Annotated in this window: 14 protein-coding genes; all 14 read left to right on the top strand. The window is 74.3% G+C overall.

Annotation, left to right across the window (positions count from 1 at the left end; genetic code table 11):
- The first annotated feature begins 36 nt into the window (after positions 1–36).
- From ACFXAM_RS09110 to ACFXAM_RS09045, 14 genes are read left to right on the top strand one after another with little or no spacing between them, the layout of a single operon-like run.
- The gene (locus ACFXAM_RS09110) at positions 37–2,232 is read left to right on the top strand and encodes a bi-domain-containing oxidoreductase (protein WP_380289010.1); all 2,196 of its coding nucleotides are present in this window, start codon (positions 37–39) and stop codon (positions 2,230–2,232) included.
- Positions 2,229–4,178 carry an alginate lyase family protein gene (locus ACFXAM_RS09105; protein WP_380289008.1) on the top strand — a complete coding sequence of 650 codons (1,950 nt, stop codon included), beginning with the start codon at positions 2,229–2,231 and terminating at the stop codon, positions 4,176–4,178. Before ACFXAM_RS09110 ends, ACFXAM_RS09105 begins: the two co-directional genes overlap by 4 nt.
- 14 nt (positions 4,179–4,192) lie before the next feature.
- Positions 4,193–5,740: a right-handed parallel beta-helix repeat-containing protein gene (locus ACFXAM_RS09100; protein ID WP_380289006.1), complete on the top strand. Its 1,548-nt coding sequence runs from the start codon at positions 4,193–4,195 to the stop codon at positions 5,738–5,740.
- A 1-nt stretch (position 5,741) separates the two neighbouring features.
- Entirely contained in the window at positions 5,742–6,995 is a 1,254-nt protein-coding gene (locus ACFXAM_RS09095) for an O-antigen ligase domain-containing protein (protein WP_380289004.1), read from the top strand.
- A gap of 2 nt (positions 6,996–6,997) precedes the next feature.
- On the top strand, positions 6,998–8,272 hold the full coding sequence (locus ACFXAM_RS09090; RefSeq protein ID WP_380289003.1) for a glycosyltransferase: 1,275 nt from the start codon (positions 6,998–7,000) through the stop codon (positions 8,270–8,272).
- On the top strand, positions 8,273–9,508 hold the full coding sequence (locus ACFXAM_RS09085; RefSeq protein ID WP_380289001.1) for a class I SAM-dependent methyltransferase: 1,236 nt from the start codon (positions 8,273–8,275) through the stop codon (positions 9,506–9,508).
- A complete protein-coding gene (locus tag ACFXAM_RS09080; protein ID WP_380288999.1) occupies positions 9,505–10,323 on the top strand; it encodes a glucose-1-phosphate cytidylyltransferase in 819 nt (272 codons plus the stop codon). Before ACFXAM_RS09085 ends, ACFXAM_RS09080 begins: the two co-directional genes overlap by 4 nt.
- A complete protein-coding gene (locus ACFXAM_RS09075) occupies positions 10,320–10,967 on the top strand; it encodes a PIG-L deacetylase family protein (protein WP_380288997.1) in 648 nt (215 codons plus the stop codon). The genes ACFXAM_RS09080 and ACFXAM_RS09075 overlap by 4 nt, the downstream gene beginning before the upstream one ends.
- A 3-nt stretch (positions 10,968–10,970) precedes the next feature.
- Positions 10,971–11,996, top strand: a complete 1,026-nt coding sequence (locus ACFXAM_RS09070) for an NAD-dependent epimerase/dehydratase family protein (protein ID WP_380288995.1) — start codon at positions 10,971–10,973, stop codon at positions 11,994–11,996.
- Positions 11,984–13,267, top strand: coding sequence for a DUF4910 domain-containing protein (locus ACFXAM_RS09065; protein ID WP_380288993.1), 1,284 nt, complete (start codon positions 11,984–11,986; stop codon positions 13,265–13,267). The genes ACFXAM_RS09070 and ACFXAM_RS09065 overlap by 13 nt, the downstream gene beginning before the upstream one ends.
- Positions 13,268–13,272: 5 nt before the next feature.
- Positions 13,273–14,613 (top strand): hypothetical protein, encoded by a 1,341-nt coding sequence (locus tag ACFXAM_RS09060; RefSeq protein ID WP_380288991.1) that lies wholly within the window; start codon positions 13,273–13,275, stop codon positions 14,611–14,613.
- Complete coding sequence (locus tag ACFXAM_RS09055) at positions 14,610–15,557, top strand: glycosyltransferase family 2 protein (protein ID WP_380288989.1); 948 nt, start codon at positions 14,610–14,612, stop codon at positions 15,555–15,557. Before ACFXAM_RS09060 ends, ACFXAM_RS09055 begins: the two co-directional genes overlap by 4 nt.
- Positions 15,554–16,810 (top strand): polysaccharide pyruvyl transferase family protein, encoded by a 1,257-nt coding sequence (locus ACFXAM_RS09050; RefSeq protein WP_380288987.1) that lies wholly within the window; start codon positions 15,554–15,556, stop codon positions 16,808–16,810. The genes ACFXAM_RS09055 and ACFXAM_RS09050 overlap by 4 nt, the downstream gene beginning before the upstream one ends.
- Positions 16,807–17,358 (top strand): dTDP-4-dehydrorhamnose 3,5-epimerase family protein, encoded by a 552-nt coding sequence (locus ACFXAM_RS09045; protein WP_380288985.1) that lies wholly within the window; start codon positions 16,807–16,809, stop codon positions 17,356–17,358. The genes ACFXAM_RS09050 and ACFXAM_RS09045 overlap by 4 nt, the downstream gene beginning before the upstream one ends.
- Positions 17,359–17,364: the final 6 nt, after the last annotated feature.

The following is a 17,364-nucleotide window of genomic DNA, read 5'->3' as shown; positions in this document are numbered from 1 at the left end:
CGCTCACCAAACGGCAGAGGAACAAGGGGACTTCCGGTGAAACAGGTTGTGCAGAACTACAAGAGCGGCGAGCTGGCGGTGCTCGACGTGCCGGTGCCGGGGTGCAAGCCGGGCGGTGTGCTGGTCCGCAGCGCCTACTCGCTGATCTCCACCGGGACCGAGCTGATGAAGGTGTCCGAGGCCGGCATGTCGATGGTGGGCAAGGCCCGCTCGCGTCCGGACCAGGTGGCCAAGGTCATGCAGAGCGTGGCCGTCAACGGACTGCCCGCCACGTACCGCAAGGTGATGGGCAAGCTGGACTCCTACACCCCGCTGGGCTACTCGCTGTGCGGGGTGGTCGAGCAGGTCGGCGCCGGGATCGACGACGTCAAGGTCGGCGACCTGGTGGCCTGCGCCGGCAACGAGCACGCGCTGCACGCCGAGCTGAACTGGGTGCCGAAGAACCTCTACACCCCCGTGCCGGACGGCCTCGCGCCGCAGCACGCGGCGTTCGGCACCGTCGGGTCGATCGCCCTCCAGGGCGTGCGCCAGGGCGAGCCGCAGCTGGGCGAGGTGGCGCTGGTCATCGGCCTGGGGCTGATCGGCCAGCTGGTGGTGCAGCTGCTCACCGCGGCGGGGGTGCGGGTCGTCGGGGCCGACCCGGACCCGGCGCGCTGCGAGCTCGCCGAGCGCCTGGGCGCCGCGGCCTGCGGCGATCCCGGCTCGGCCGCGGTCGAGGGCGCGGTCGCCGAGCTCACCGGCGGTCACGGCGTGGACCACGTGTTCCTGGCGGCCGGCGGCGGCAGCAACCAGCCCGTCGAGCTGGCCGCCCGGCTGGCCCGGGACCGCGGCCGGGTCGTCGACATCGGCAAGTGCCGGCTCGACCTGCCGTGGAACGCGTACTACGAGAAGGAGCTGGACGTCCGGTTCTCCCGCTCCTACGGCCCCGGGCGCTACGACCCGGAGTACGAGCTGGAGGGGCGGGACTACCCGATCGGCTACGTGCGCTGGACCGAGCGCCGCAACCTGGCGTGCTTCCTCGACCTCCTCGCCCGCGGCCGGGTCGACGTGGAGCCCCTGGTCTCCCACATCGCCGAGTTCGACGACGCCGTGGAGACCTACCGGCGCCTGAAGGACGGCGACCTGAAGGCCGTCGCGGTGCTGTTCCGCTACGCCGGGGGCGCGCCGGCCAAAACGCCGGAGGCACCCGCCGTGGCGGTCCCCGCGGTGCCCGAGGTGCGGCGCGGCGACCGGGCGTCCGCGCCGGTGCGCCCGGCCGGCGCGCCGGTGCGGCTGGCGTTCGTCGGCGCGGGGAACTACGCGACGTCGATGCTGCTGCCGCACCTGGCCCGGCGCGAGGGCGTCACGCTGTCCACGGTCGTCACCACCACGGCGCTGTCCGCGGCGAACGCGCAGCGGAAGTTCGGCTTCGCCCAGGCCACCACCGACCTCGACGCCGTGCTCGGCGACCCGGCCGTCGACGCGGTGTTCGTGGTGACCCGGCACAGCTCGCACGCCGAGCTGACCCGCCGGGCGCTGCTCGCCGGCAAGGCCGTGTTCGTGGAGAAGCCGCTGGCCCTGACCGAGGACGAACTGGCCGGTGTGCTCGCCGCGGTGGAGGAGTCCGGCAACGACCGGCTGCAGGTCGGCTTCAACCGCCGGTTCGCGCCGCTGCTGCGGGAGGCCAGGAGCCGGTTCGGCGCCCGGACCGGCCCGGCGAGCCTGCGCTACCTGGTCAACGCGGGCCGGTTGCAGCACGGCAGCTGGTACCTCCAGCAGGGCACCGAGGGCTCGCGGTTCGCGGGCGAGGGCGGGCACTTCATCGACACCGCGAGCTGGCTGCTGGGGGCCGACCCGGTCTCGGTGTACGCGGTCGCCCCGGCGGGCAACGAGGACCTCCAGGTCGTGCTGGGCTACCCGGACGGCTCCACCGCCACCCTCGGCTACGTCACCACCGGCGCGCCCGGCTTCCCCAAGGAGACGCTGGACCTCCTCGCCGACGGCAAGGTCCTGAAGCTCGACGACTTCGTCCGCGCCTCGGTGTACGGCCGCAAGCGGTGGGTCAGCTCGCGGCTGCCCAAGGCCCGCGACAAGGGCCAGTCCAACGAACTGGCCGCGTTCGTCAAGGCCGTGCGGACCGGCGGGCCGATGCCGGTGCCGCTGGAGTCGCTGGTCGCCACCACGGCGGCCACCCTCGCCGTGCAGGCCGCGCTGGCCGGCGGCGCGCCGGTGTCGCTGGCGAGGCCGCGATGACCATGAGCGCGGGCTGGTACCTGCGGCGCCTGTCCCGGATGGGGCCGCGGGAGGTCGGCGGCCGGGTGGGCGACGCGGTGCGCCGCAGGCGGTGGCGCGCGGCGCCGCCGCCGTGCCCGCCCGTCGCCGGCGCCCGGTTCACCGCCGTGCTGCCCGCCGGGGCGCTCGCCGCGGTGCCGCCGGACGCGGTCAAGCGCCTGGTCGCCGAGGCGGACCGGCTGATGGACGGGCACGCCGAGTACTTCGGGGTGGAGCGCGACGACCTGGCCGACCCCGACTGGTCGCGCGACCCGAGGACCGGGCGCCGGGCGCCGTCCGGCTACGCCTTCGACGTGCCGTACCGCGACGAGGACGCGGTCGGGGACATCAAGCAGATCTGGGAGCCGTCCCGGCACCAGTACCTGACCGTGCTCGCCGCCGCCTACGCGCTCACCGGGGAGGAGCGGTACGCCGAGCGCGTGGCCGGGCACCTGCGGTCCTGGTGGGCGGCCAACCCCCCGCTGCGCGGCGTGCACTGGATCAGCGGCATCGAGCTGGGCATCCGGCTGCTGTCCTGGGTGTGGGTGCGCCGGCTGCTCGACGGCTGGCCGGGCGCGGCCGCGCTGTTCGAGGAGAACCCGGTGGCGCTGGAGCAGATCTGGCACCACCAGCGCTGGCTGGCGGCCTTCCCCAGCCGCGGGTCCTCGGCGAACAACCACGTGATCGCCGAGGACGCCGGGCAGTTCGCCGCGGCCTGCGCGTTCGGCTGGTTCCCCTCCTCGGCGCGCTGGCGCTCCGCCGCGCTGCGGTCGCTGGAGCGGAACCTGCGCGCCAACACCTTCCCCTCCGGCCTCAACCGCGAACTGGCCACCGAGTACCACGGGCTCGTCCTGGAACTCGGCCTGGCCGCGGTCGCCGAGGCGGACGCCGCCGCCGTGCCGGTCCCCCGGACCGTGCGGCTCGTCCTGCTGCGGATGACCGACGCGCTCGCGGCCGTCGTGGACAACCGGCTGCGGCCGCCGCGCCAGGGCGACGCCGACGACGGGCACGGCCTGGTGCTGGACGGCGCGGGCACCGACCGCTGGGGCTCGCTGCTGGCCACCGGGGAGGCCGTGTTCGGCCGGCTCCCCTGGTGGCCGGCGGTGAGCGGCGGCGACGTGCGCACCCCGCTGCTGGCCGCGCTCGTCCGGCCGTACGGCAAGGACGGCACGGTGCGCCGCCCGGCCGCCCGGCCGGCGCACTTCCCCGACGCGGGCCTGACCGTCCTGCGCGGCGGGGAGGACATCTGGTGCCGCTGCGACGGCGGGCCGCACGGCTTCCTGTCCATCGCCGCGCACGCCCACGCGGACGCGCTGTCCGTGGAGGTCCGGCACGACGGCGTCGACGTGCTCGCCGACCCGGGGACGTTCTGCTACCACGGGCAGCCCGAGTGGCGGCGGTACTTCCGCTCGACGCTGGGCCACAACACCCTGGAGCTGGACGGCGCCGACCAGTCCGTCTCCGGCGGCCCGTTCCTGTGGACCCGGCACGCCCGCAGCCGCGTCCTCGCCGCGGAGTCCTCCGGCGGGACGACGGCCCGCTGGTGCGCCGAGCACGACGGCTACCAGGACACCGTGCACCGCCGCCGGGTGGAGCTGGCCGCCGGGAGCCGGGAGCTGCGGATCACCGACGAGGTGCGCGGCCCGCGCCGGGCCGTGCGCCTGGCGTTCCACCTCGGCCCGGCGGTCACCGCCGAGCTGACGGACAACCGGGCGGTGCTGACCTGGACCCGCGACGGCGAGGACCGCTCCGCCGTGCTCGACCTGCCCGGGCAGCTGTCCTGGCGGGCGCACCGCGGCGAGAGCGAACCGCCGCTGGGCTGGTACTCCCCCGGCTTCGGACGCAAGGTGCCCGCCACCACGCTGGTCGGCACCGGTTTCGCCGACGACGCGCAGGGGTTCACCACCGTCCTCGGGTTCGGCGGCTAGGGAAGGGGCGGGGCGTGCGGATCAGGAGGCGGAACCGGGGGGCGCCGGCGGCGGTGGCGGCGCTGGCGCTGGCCCTGCTGGTGGTGGTCACCGGCTGCACCGGCACGCCGTCCCACCCGGCGGGGCCGAGCGGCGTGCCGTCCGCCACGGCGTCCGGGCCGGCGGCCGCGGCCCGGGTGTGCGACCACCCGGCGCCGGGGCCGGCGACGGCGCCGCCGGGCGCGGTGACGGTCGACCCCGCGGTGGTCGACGACCTGGCCGCGAAGACCAGGAACAGCCCCCCGAACACCACGTTCTGGCTGCTGCCGGGCACCCACACGCTCCAACCGGACCGCTACGCCCAGGTGATGGCCAAGGAGGGGAACACCTACCTCGGCGCGCCGGGCGCGGTGCTCGACGGCCGCCGGACCAACAACTACGCGTTCAGCGGCACCGCCCCCCGCGTCACCATCCGCCACCTGACCGTGCAGGGCTTCGTCGCGCCGCACGACGAGGGCGTGGTCAACCACGACATGGCCGACGGCTGGGTGATCGAGAACACCACCGTCCAGGACAACTCCGGCGCCGGGCTGATGGCCGGTGCCCACCAGCAGCTGCGCGCCAGCTGCCTGCGCCGCAACGGGCAGTACGGCATGAACGCGTACAAGACCGGTGACTCCATCAAGGGCCTGGTGGTGGAGGGCAACGAGGTCACCGGCAACAACACCGACGACTGGGAGCGCCGGGAGCCGGGCTGCGGCTGCACCGGCGGCATCAAGTTCTGGGCCGTGGACGGCGCCGACGTGCGCGGCAACTGGGTGCACGACAACCGCGGACCCGGGCTGTGGGCGGACAACAACAACAACGACTTCCTGATCGAGAACAACCTGCTGGAGGCCAACGACGGTGCCGCGCTGGTGTACGAGACCAGCTACAACGCGGTCGTCCGGGACAACACCGTCCGGCGCAACACCTGGGCCGAGGGCCGCGAGCACACCGCCGACGGCGACAACTTCCCGTACGCGGCGGTCTACCTGTCGGAGTCCGGCGGGGAGCCGCGGATCCCGGCCCGCACCGACCGGATCGAGATCCACCACAACGTCCTGGAGGACAACTGGTCCGGGATCACCCTGTGGGAGAACGCCGACCGGTTCTGCAACAGCCCGGCCAACACCTCGACCGGCTACTGCACCCGCCTGGTGAAGGACACCGCGAGCTGCGCGGCGCCGGCGATCGGCACCGCCCCGCTCTACGGCGACTGCCGGTGGAAGACCCAGCGGGTGGACATCCACGACAACCGCTTCAGCCTCGACCCGTCCGTGGTCGGGTGCACGACGGAGTGCGGCCGGATGGCGGTGCTCTCCAACTACGGCACCTATCCGGACTGGTCGCCGTACAAGGGCAAGCGGGTGGCCGAGGCGCTCACCCTCGGGCAGGACAACCGCTGGCACGACAACGACTACCGGGGACCGTGGACCTTCGTGGCCGACGACCCGGACCGCCCGCTCGACCCCGCGCAGTGGCAGAGCGATCCCTACCGGCAGGACGCCGGCAGCACCTTCGCCCCACGGGCCGGTGGTTGAGATGGGCACGGACGCGGTGCGCGGCACCCCGAAGGCCGTCTGGATCGTCTGGGCGCTGCTGGGCCTCAACACGCTCGGCTCCGCCGGGGCGAAGACCATCGTCCGGCTGCCCCGCTCGCTGATCCAGATGGCCACCATGGGCGCGCTGGTCTCCGCGTTCGCGCTGGCGCTCGCGCTCAACCTGCGGCTGCGCGTGCGGGCCGGCAGCTTCCTGGTCCTGCTCAGCCTGCTGCTGGTGCCGAGCCTGATCTCCAGCCTGCGCCTGGAGGTCGGGGCCGGGGCGCTGTTCCGCTGCGCCCGGCTGACGATCTTCATCGCCACGCTGTGGCTGCTCAGCCGCTGGTGGACCGGCGGACTGCTGTTCGTGCGGACCCACATCCGGATGTACTTCGGGGTGCTCGTGCTGGTGGCCGCCGGGCTGGTCATCTCACCGGGCACCGCCATGCCCGAGTACTACGGCGGGCGGCTGGTCGGCGCGCTGTGGCCGCTGACCCCGCCGCAGATCGGACAGTACTCCGCGGTGATCATCGGCCTCACCGTGCTGCTCCTGCTGGGCCGCGAGACCACCGGGACGAGCGCGGCCGTGGTCATCGTGCCCACGCTCGTCCTGCTCGCGATGACCCACACCCGGACCGCCACGGTCGGCCTGCTCGTCGGGCTGGCGCTGGCGATCGGCTCGCTCCTGCTGACCAGCGCCGCCGCCCGCCGGTTCTTCACCTGGGCGGTGGTGAGCGCCACGGTGGCCGCGGTGGCGTTCTCCTCCGCGCTGCAGTCGTGGTTCATGCGCGGGCAGAGCAAGGAGAACTTCTCCAACCTCACCGGGCGGGCCAAGGTCTGGGACGCCCTGCTGTCGGCGCCCCGGACGCTCCCGGAGCGGGTGTTCGGCGTCGGCCTGGGCGACAAGTCCTTCGGCGGGCTGCCGATCGACAACAGCTGGCTGGCCGTCTACAACGAGCAGGGCCAGGCCGGCATCGTCCTGGTGGCGGCGGTCCTGGTGGCGCTGCTCGGGGTCGCGCTGCTGCGCCCGCCCTCGCTGCCGAGGGCCTGCGCGATCTTCCTGATCAGCTACGTCGCCCTCTCCTCGTACACCGAGGCCGGGCTCGGCGACGCCTCGCCGTACCTGCTGCACCTGGCCCTGGCCGCATCACTGCTCGCCACACCCGCCGCGGGCGCGCCCGCGGCGACGCCCCTGACGACGCCCGCGCTCCCGTGGCGGCTCACCGCCCGCCGGGAGCGGAACCGGGAGGTGACCTGACCATGCACGTCCTCGTGGTGCACAACCGCTACTCCTCGGCGCAGCCGAGCGGGGAGAACCGGGTCGTCGACGAGGAGTCGGCGCTGCTCCGGGCGGCCGGCCACCGGGTCGACCTGTTCGAGCGGCGCAGCGACGACATCGCCGCCCGGTCCCTGCTCGGCAAGGTCGCGGTGCCGCTGCTCGTGCCGTGGAACCCGGCCGTGCGCACGGAGCTCACGGCCCGGCTGCGCGCCGAGCGCCCGGACGTGGTGCACGTCCACAACGTCTTCCCGCTGCTGTCGCCGGCGGTCCTCGCCGCCTGCGCCGACGCCGGGGTGCCCGTCGTCGCCACGCTGCACAACTACACCCAGGTCTGCCCGCCGGGCACGCTGCACCGCGACGGCCGGCCGTGCACCGAGTGCGTCGGGTCGGTGGCGGCGCTGCCCGCCGTCCGGCACGGCTGCTACCGCGACTCGCGGCTGGCGACGGTGCCGCTCGCGGTCAGCCTGTCGGTCAACCGGCGGCGGTGGTGGTCCGGCGTGGACCGGTTCTTCTGCATCTCCGCGATGCAGCGCGACCTCCTGGTGCGCTCCGGCATGCCGGCCGGTCGGCTGCTGGTGAAGCACAACTTCGTGCCCGAGCCCGGTGTCCGCCGGGAGGGTTCCGGCGAGCACCTGCTCTTCCTCGGCCGGCTCACCGAGTCCAAGGGCGTGCGGCTGCTGATGGCCGCGTGGGACGCGGTCGCGGCGGACGGCGGCGTGGGCGTGCCGCTGGTGCTCGCGGGCGCGGGGCCGCTGGAGGCCGAGGTGGCCGCCTGGGCGGCGGGCCGCGAGGACGTGCGCTACGCCGGTCTGTACAGCCCGGAGCAGTGCCGGCAGGCGCTCGCGCGCTCGGTCGCCGTGGTGGCCCCCTCGATGGCCCGGGAGACCTTCGGCCTGGTGGTCGCGGAGGCGATGGCGGCGGGGGTCCCGGCGGTCGCCGCCGCGCACGGCGCCTTCGTCGAGCTCGTCGAGGACGGGGTGAGCGGCCTGCTGCACCGGCCGGGCGACGCGGCCTCGCTCGCGTCCTGCCTGCGCCGGATCACGGCCGGCCCGGCCGCCAACCGGGAGATGGGCCGCACGGCCCGGCACCGATACGACCAGGACTTCAGCCCGGCCGTGGGCCTGGAGCGCCTGGTGGAGGGGTACCGCACCGCGATCGCGGGTCGGTCCGGCGGCGCCGACGGCGCGCCGCCGGTGGGGAACACCAACGCTGACCCGCGCCGGGGCTCCCGCGCGGGCAGGAAATGGGGGCAGTAGATGACACGTTGCCGACTCTGCGGATCGACGGCGCTGGGGAGCGTCGTCGACCTGGGGGCGACCCCGCCGTGCGAGAGCTTCCTCGCCGCGGACCAGCTGGACCGGCCGGAGCAGACCTATCCGCTGCACCTGCGGGTCTGCACCGACTGCTGGCTCGCCCAGATCCCGCCGCTGATCACGCCGGAGGAGACGTTCACCCAGTACGCCTACTTCTCCTCCTACTCGACGTCCTGGGTGGAGCACGCCCGCGGCTTCGTCGCCGGGGCCGTGTCGCGGCTGGGCCTGGGCCCCGACTCCTTCGTGGTCGAGGTCGCCAGCAACGACGGCTACCTGCTGCGGCACGTGGTGGACCGGGGCATCCGCTGCCTCGGCATCGAGCCGTCGGTGAACGTCGGCGGCGCCGCGCGGGAGGCGGGCGTGCCCACGCTCACCGAGTTCCTGGACCCGGTCACCGGCGCGGCCGTGCGCGCCGAGCACGGCCCGGCGGACCTGGTGGTGGCCAACAACGTGTACGCGCACATCCCCGACGTGATCGGGTTCACCCGGGGGCTGCGCGCCCTGGTGGCCGACGACGGCTGGGTCTCCATCGAGGTGCAGCACCTGCTGACGCTGATCGAGGAGAACCAGTACGACACGATCTACCACGAGCACTTCCAGTACTACACGGTGGCGTCCGCGGCCCGGGCGCTGGAGAGCGGCGGGCTCACGCTGGTGGACGTGGAGCTGCTGCCCACGCACGGCGGTTCGATCCGGCTGTGGGCCCGCCCGGCCGAGGCGGCGGGCGAGCCGTCCGAGCGGGTGACCGACGTCCTGGAGCGGGAGAAGGCCGCCGGGCTGCGGGAGCTGTCCGGGTACACCGAGTTCTCGGCCCGCGTGGCCAAGGTCCGCCGGGACCTGCTGCGCTTCCTCGTCGAGGCCGCCGAGCGCGGCGAGACGGTCGTCGGCTACGGCGCGCCGGGCAAGGGCAACACCCTGCTCAACCACTGCGGCATCCGGCCCGACCTGCTGCCGTACACGGTCGACCGCAACCCCTACAAGCACGGCCGGTTCACCCCCGGCACCCGCATCCCGATCCTGCCGCCCGAGCAGATCGCCACCGACCGCCCGGACTACGTCCTCGTCCTCCCGTGGAACCTGCGGGAGGAGCTGACCGAGCAGCTGTCCTACGTGCACGCCTGGGGCGGCCGGCTGGTCTTCCCCGTCCCGGAACTGACCGTCGTGGAGGTGAAGCCGTGAAGGTCGTCCTGTTCTGCGGCGGCTACGGACTGCGGATGCGCAGCGGAGCCTCCGACGACGTCCCCAAGCCGATGGCGATGGTCGGCCCGCGGCCGCTGATCTGGCACGTGATGCGCTACTACGCGTACTTCGGGCACACCGACTTCATCCTGTGCCTCGGCTACGGGGCCCACCACATCAAGGACTTCTTCCTCAACTACGAGGAGACGACGTCCAACGACTTCGTGCTGCGCGGCGGGCGCACCGAGCTGCTGTCCACCGACATCTCCTCCTGGACGATCACCTTCGCCCAGACCGGCATCGAGTCGCCGATCGGCGAGCGGCTGCGCCGGGTGCGCCACCACCTGGACGGCGACGAGATGTTCCTCGCCAACTACGCCGACGTCCTCACCGACGCCCCGCTGCCGGAGATGATCGACGCCTTCGCCCGGCGCGACGCCGGCGCGTCGATGATGGTGGTGCCGCCGCAGTCCTCGTTCCACTGCGTGGAGCTGGGCGAGGACGGCCTGGTGGGGGGCATCACCGCGGTGAGCGAACTGCCGCTGTGGGAGAACGGCGGCTACTTCGTGCTCCGTCAGGAGGTCTTCGACCACATCCCGGAGAACGGGGACCTGGTGGCCGACGGCTGCACCCAGCTGGCCAAGCGCGGCCGGCTGGTGGCGCACCAGCACCGCGGCTTCTGGAAGCCGACCGACACCGTGAAGGAACGGGCCGCGCTGGACGCCGCCTACGCCCGGGGCGACCGCCCGTGGGCGGTGTGGGAGCGGGACGGCGCGGGAACGGGTCCGGCCGGCGCCGGGGCGGTGACCGGGTGATCCGGCTCGGGGCCGGGCGCCCGGAGCGCATCGTCGCGCTCGGGGCGCACTGCGACGACATCGCCATCGGCGCGGGCGGCACCCTGCTGGCGCTGTGCCTGGCGCGCCCGGGTCTGCGGGTCGACGCGCTGGTGCTCTCCGGCGGCGGGGGCGAGCGGGAGCAGGAGGAGCGGGCCGCGCTCGCCGCCTTCTGCCCGGGTGCCGAGCTGCACCTGACCGTGCTGAAGCTGCCGGACGGCCGGCTGCCCGCGCACTGGGAGGAGGCCAAGGCCGCGGTCGAGGAGCTGCGCGGGCGCACCGAGCCGCAGCTGGTCCTCGCCCCGCGCACCGCGGACGCCCACCAGGACCACCGCGGCCTGGCCCGGCTGGTGACCACGGCGTTCCGCGACCACCTGGTGCTCGGCTACGAGATCGTCAAGTGGGACGGCGACCTCGGCCGGCCGACGGCGTACCAGCCGCTGTCCCCGGAGGTCGCCGAGCAGAAGGTGCGGCTGCTGCAGGAGCACTACCCCTCGCAGCGGCACCGGCCCTGGTACGACCGGGAGGCCTTCCTCGGGCTGGCCCGGATCCGCGGCATCGAATGCCACGCGCGCTACGCCGAGGCGTTCGACGTCGCCAAACTCGTTCTCGATCTGGAGGGTTGAACCTTGCGCGTACTGCTGACCGGACACCAGGGCTATCTGGGCACCGTGATGGCCCCGGTCCTGGCGGCCGCCGGGCACGAGGTCGTCGGGCTGGACGCCGGCCTGTTCGCGGACTGTCTGCTCGGCCCGGCGCCGGCCGACCCGCCGGGGCACCGGGTGGACCTGCGCGACGTCACGGCCGAGCACGTGGCCGGGGTGGACGCGGTGATCCACCTGGCCGCGCTGTCCAACGACCCGCTCGGCTCGCTGGCGCCGGACCTCACCTACGACATCAACCACCACGCCTCCGTGCGGCTGGCCCGGCTGGCCCGCGAGGCCGGGGTGCGGCGCTTCCTGTACGCCTCGACCTGTTCCGTCTACGGCGCCGCCGGCGGCGACGACCTGGTGGCCGAGGACGCCCCGCTGCGCCCGGTGACGCCGTACGCGGAGTCCAAGGTGCGGGTGGAGGACGACCTGCACGAGCTGGCCGACGGCGACTTCAGCCCGGTGTACATGCGCAACGCCACCGCCTTCGGCCAGTCGCCCCGGCTGCGGGCCGACATCGTGCTGAACAACCTGGTGGGCCACGCGCTGCTGTCCGGTGAGGTGCTGGTGCTCTCCGACGGCACGCCCTGGCGCCCGCTGGTGCACGCCGCCGACATCGCCCGGGCGTTCACGGCCGCGCTGACCGCGCCCCGGGAGGCGGTGCACGACCGGGCGTTCAACATCGGCAGCGAGGCCAACAACGTCACCGTCGCCGAGATCGCCGAGCAGGTCGCCGAGGCGGTGTCCGGCGCGAAGGTGCGGATCACCGGGGAGAACGGCAGCGACCCGCGGTCCTACCGGGTGGACTTCTCCCGGTTCCGGGCCGCGCTGCCCGGCTTCGACTGCGAGTGGACGGTGAGGCGGGGGGCGATCGAACTCGCCGACGCCTACCGCGAGTTCGGCCTCACCCGGGAGGGCTTCGAGCAGCGCTTCACCCGGCTGGCGGTCCTGCGCGCGGCGTCGGAGGCCGGCACCGTCGACGACACCCTGCGGTGGCGCCGGTGACCGCGGCCGGCCCGGCGATGCACGCGCTGGTGGAGCGGCTGTACCCGATCTGCCGGAGCATCACCGGCGACGGCGTGCGCGCCACCCTGGACATCGTCGGCGAGTACCTCCCGCTGCGGGTGCACGAGGTGCCGACCGGGACCCAGGTGCTCGACTGGACGGTGCCGCAGGAGTGGAACATCCGGGACGCGTACATCGCCGACGGCGCGGGCAACCGGGTCGTCGACTTCGCGGCCTCCAGCCTGCACGTGCTCGGCTACAGCGTGCCGGTGTCGGCGGTCATGCCGCTGGCCGAGCTGCGCGAACACCTGCACACGCTGCCCGACCAGCCGTCCTGGGTGCCGTACCGCACCAGCTACTACCAGCCGCAGTGGGGGTTCTGCCTGGCCCAGGAGACCCTGGACGCGATGCCGGACGGCGAGTACGAGGTCCGCATCGACTCCACGCTCGCCGACGGCCACCTGACCTACGCCGAGCACGTCGTCCCCGGGCAGGTCGCCGACGAGGTGATCGTCTCCTGCCACGTCTGCCACCCCTCGCTGGCCAACGACAACCTGGCCGGCATCGCGGTGGCGGTCTTCCTGGCCCGGGAGCTGGCGGAGCGCACGCCGTACTACACCTACCGGTTCGTCTTCGCGCCCGGCACCATCGGGGCGATCACCTGGCTGGCCCGCAACGCGGAGCGGATCGAACGGGTCCGGCACGGGCTGGTGCTGGCCTGCGCCGGAGACCGGGGCGAGCTGACGTACAAGCAGAGCCGGCGGGGCGACGCGGAGATCGACCGGGTGCTGCAGTACGTCCTGCGCACCTCCGAACGCCCGCACCGCGTCAACGCGTTCACGCCGTACGGCTACGACGAGCGGCAGTACTGCTCGCCCGGGTTCGACCTCGGCGTGGGCTCGCTCTGCCGGACCCCGTACGCCGGGTACCCCGAGTACCACACCTCGGCGGACAACCCGGACTTCGTCTCCCCGGAGGCGATGGCGGACACGCTCGCCGTCTGCCGGGAGGCGTTCGCCGTGCTCGACCGCAACCGGCGGTACGTCAACCTCAGCCCGTACGGCGAACCGCAGTTGGGCCGGCGCGGGCTGTACGACTCGCTCGGCGGGCGCAGCGACGCCAAGCAGGCCCAGCTGGCCATGCTCTGGGTGCTCAGCCTCTCCGACGGCGAGCACAGTCTGCTGGACGTCGCCGAGCGGTCCGGGCTGCCGTTCGACGCGGTCGCCGTCGCGGCCGGCGCCCTGCACGGCGCCGGACTGATCAAGGCCTGACGCCGATGACCACCGAGGAGGAGAGCAGCACGACACCGGCGGACCCGCCTGCGGGGACCGGGCCGACCGGACGGGGCGGCGGGCGGGGCGTCGCCGGGCGGCTGTCCTGGGGCCTGGCCGACCAGGCGGTCTCCAGCATGACCAACTTCGCGGTGGGCGTCTTCGTGGCCCGCTCGCTGGGGGTGACCGCGTTCGGCGTGTTCAGCCTGGCCTGGCTGACCTACGGCCTGGTGCTGAACGTCGCCCGCGGGCTGGCCACCGATCCGCTGATGGTGCGGTTCAGCGGCGTGCCGGAGGCGCTCTGGCGCTCGGCGGCGGCCCGGTCCTCGGGGACCGCGCTGGTCATCGGCTCCTCCCTCGGCGCCGGGTGCCTGCTGGTCGGGCTCGGCCTCGGCGGCCGGATCGGGCCCGCGTTCGTCTCGCTCGGCCTCGCCCTGCCGGCGCTGCTGCTGCAGGACTCCCGGCGGTTCGCGTTCTTCGCCGCCGGCGCCGGGCGCAAGGCCTTCACCAATGACCTGGTGCAGGGCGTCGCGCTCGTCCCGGCGATGGTCGTGGCGGCCCGGGTGGGCACCGTGGCCGCCTTCCTGCTGGCCTGGGGCGCCGCCGCCGCGGTGGCCGCCGGGTACGGCTTCCTGCAGTCCGGCATCCGGCCCCGGGTGACCGGGGCCCGCGGGTGGCTGCGCGAGCAGCGCGACCTCGGCAGCCGGTACCTGGTCGAGAACGTCAGCCTCAGCGCCGCCGGCCAGCTGCGGGCGTACGGGCTCGGCGCGATCGCCGGGGTCGGCGCGGTGGGGACGGTGCGGGGCGCCGAGCTGCTGCTCGGACCCTTCCTGGCCCTGCTGATGGGCCTGTCCCTGGTCACCGTGGCGGAGGCCGCCCGGGTGCTGCGGCAGGCCTCCCACCGGCTCGGCGGGTTCTGCCTGCGGCTGGGCGGCGGGCAGGCCGCCGCCGCGCTGCTGTGGGGCGGCGCGCTGCTGCTGATGCCGGACCGGCTCGGCGAGCTGGTGCTCGGCGACGTCTGGCACTCCTCCTCCCAGCTGATCGTGCCGGCCACCCTCGGCGTCGCCGGCGCGGGCCTGGGCACCGGCGCGGCGGCCGGGCTGCGGGCGCTCGCCGCGGCCCGGCGCAGCCTGCGCTGCCAGCTGTTCGCCTCCGCCTGCTACCTCGGCGGCGGCCTCGGCGGCGCCGCCCTGGCCGGCACGGCCGGCTCCGCCTGGGGCGTCGCCACCGCCACCGCCTGCGGCTCGGCCGTGTGGTGGCAGCAGTTGCGGGCCGCCCTGCGCGAACACCACCGCGCCCTTGTTTCCGAACCAGAGAACGACATCCCCGAAGTGAGGACGCCATGACCGCGGTTCCCCGGTTGAGCATCGGGCTGCCCGTCTACAACGGCGAGGAGTACCTCGCCGAGTCGCTCGACGCCCTGCTCGGCCAGACCTACGAGGACTTCGAGCTGGTCATCTCCGACAACGCCTCGACCGACGCGACCCAGGACATCTGCCGCCGCTACGCCGCGCAGGACTCCCGCATCCGCTACCTGCGGCTGCCGCGGAACATCGGCGCCTCGCCGAACCACAACCGCGTGTTCGAGGAGTGCCGCGGCGAACTGTTCAAGTGGGCCTCGCACGACGACCTCTACGCCCGCGACCTGCTGCGGCGCTGCGTGGAGGCGCTGGACGAGCGGCCGGAGGTGATCCTCGCGCACGCCGACCAGGCGGTCATCGACGGCGACGGCCGGGTGAAGGTCCCCTACGAGTACGGGCTCGCCACCGCCTCGCCGCACGCGCCGGAGCGCTTCCGCAGCATGCTGTTCGAGCCCGGCGGCGACGACTTCTACGGGGTGATCCGGGCCGATGTGCTGCGCCGGGTGAAGCCGCTCGACAGCTACCACCACGCGGACCGCACCTTCGTCGCCGAGATCGGCCTGCGCGGGCCCTTCCACCAGGTGCCGGAGCTGCTGTACTTCCGCCGCGACCACCCCACCCGCGCCGAGCGGGCCAACCCCTCCAAGCGCTCCCGGTGCGTCAACCTGGACCCGCGCCGGGCGGGACCGCTGCACCCGACGCCCCGGCTGCTCGCCGAGTACGTCTGGGGGTTCGTCGCGACGATCCGGCGAGTGCCGCTGTCCCCCGCCGACCGGCGCGCCTGCTACCGCCACCTGGCCGCCTGGGCGACCAGCCGGGTCCGGCCGGGCGCCGGCGAGCGCGTCGAGGACCGGGCGCCGGTCGACCCGGACCGGCTCGCCGTCTCGGTGGACGCGCTGGTCGCCGGGCGCGAGGGGAGGCGGGCATGACCGCGGCGCACGGAACACCGGTGCGGGTCGGGGTGTTCGGCCTGCTCGGCTCCGGCAACCTCGGCAACGACGGCTCGCTGGAGGCGGTGCTGCGCTACCTGCGCGCCGAGCACCCCGAGGCCGTCGTGGACGCGCTGTGCGGCGGGCCCGAGGCGGTCACCGCCCGGTTCCGGATCCCCGCGACCCGGCTGCACTGGTACCGCGGGGAGTACCGGACGGCCTCCCGGGCGGGCTCGGTCGCCGCGAAGGGGCTGGGCAAGATCGTCGACGCCGTGCGCACCGCCGCCTGGGTGCGCCGGCACGACGTGGTGATCGTGCCGGGCATGGGCGTCCTGGAGGCCACCCTGCCGCTGCGGCCGTGGGGCTTCCCGTACGCGCTGTTCCTGCTCTGCGCCTCCGGGCGGCTGTTCGGCACCCGGGTGGCGCTGGTCAGCGTCGGCGCCGCCACGATCGGCAGCCGGCCCACCCGGATCCTGGTGCGCTGGTCGGCGCGGCTGGCCGCCTACCGCTCGTACCGGGACGCCCCGTCCCGCGACGCGATGCGGGCGATGGGGGTGGACACCCGGCGCGACGAGGTCTACCCGGACCTCGCCTTCTCCCTGCCGGCGCCGCCGGCGGGCGCGCCGCAGGGTCCGCCGGGACCGGTCTGCGTCGGCGTCATGGCCTTCCACGGCGGGAACGACGACCGCGCCCGGGCGGAGGAGATCCACCGGCGCTACCTCGACGGCACGACCCGCTTCGTCCGCGCGCTGGTCGAGGAGGGCAGACCCGTCCGGCTGCTCTGGGGTGACGACGTCGACGAACCGGTGGTCACCTCGATCCTCTCCGCCGTGGACTCGCCGCTGCTCACCGCGGCCTCGCCGGCCTCGCTGGCCGACCTGATGGAGGAGACGGCCGCCGCCGACACCGTGGTGGCGACCCGGTACCACAATCTGATCTGCGCGCTGAAGGCCGGTACGCCGACGCTCGCGCTCAGCTACGCGGCCAAGAGCGAGGCGCTGATGGCCCGGATGGGGCTGGGGGCGTACTGCCACCCGGCCCGGGAGGTCGACGCCGACCGGCTGATCGAGCAGTTCCGCGCGCTGGAGAAGCAGTCGGCGGAGCTGCGGCGGACCCTCGCCGAACGCAACCTGGCCGCCGGCCGGGAGCTCGAACGGCAGTTCGGCGCCCTGACCGCGGCCCTCTTCCCGACGGCCGGCCGCGGCCTCGACCACGACCTGACCCACAACCACTCTCCAGGGGAGGCTCCATGAGGGCGACCGAAGTTCCGGCGATCGCCGGTGCGTACCTGTTCGAACCGACCCCGTACGCCGATGAACGCGGCTTCTTCTGCCGCACCTTCGACGCCGAGGTGATCCGCTCGGTGGGCCTCGACCCGGGCGCCTTCGTCCAGCACAGCCTGTCCCGTTCGGTGCGGGGCGTGCTGCGCGGCCTGCACCTGCGCTCCGGCGCCGGTGAGGCCAAGCTGGTGCGCTGCTCCTCCGGGGAGGTGTTCGACGTCGTCGTGGACCTGCGGCCGGACTCGCCGACCTTCCTCGGCCGGGCCTTCTTCGAGCTGTCCGGCGAGACGCAGACGAGCGTGTACATCCCGGCCGGGTGCGCCCACGGCTTCCAGGCGCTGAGCGCGACCGCCGACGTCTCGTACCGGATCGACCGACCGCACGATCCGGCCGAGGACGTGACGATCGCCTTCGACGACCCCGAACTCGCCATCCCCTGGCCGTTGCCGGCCACGTCGGTGTCCAAGCGGGACCAGGAGGCGCCGAGCCTCGCCGAGGTCCTGCGGCACGGGAAGGGATGAGGGCCG

Source organism: Kitasatospora sp. NPDC059462 (assembly GCF_042749955.1).
In the GTDB taxonomy this organism is placed as follows: Bacteria; Actinomycetota; Actinomycetes; order Streptomycetales; family Streptomycetaceae; genus Kitasatospora.
The sequence above is the reverse complement of the archived record's forward strand: the minus strand, read 5'-3'. Positions and strand labels throughout refer to the sequence as shown.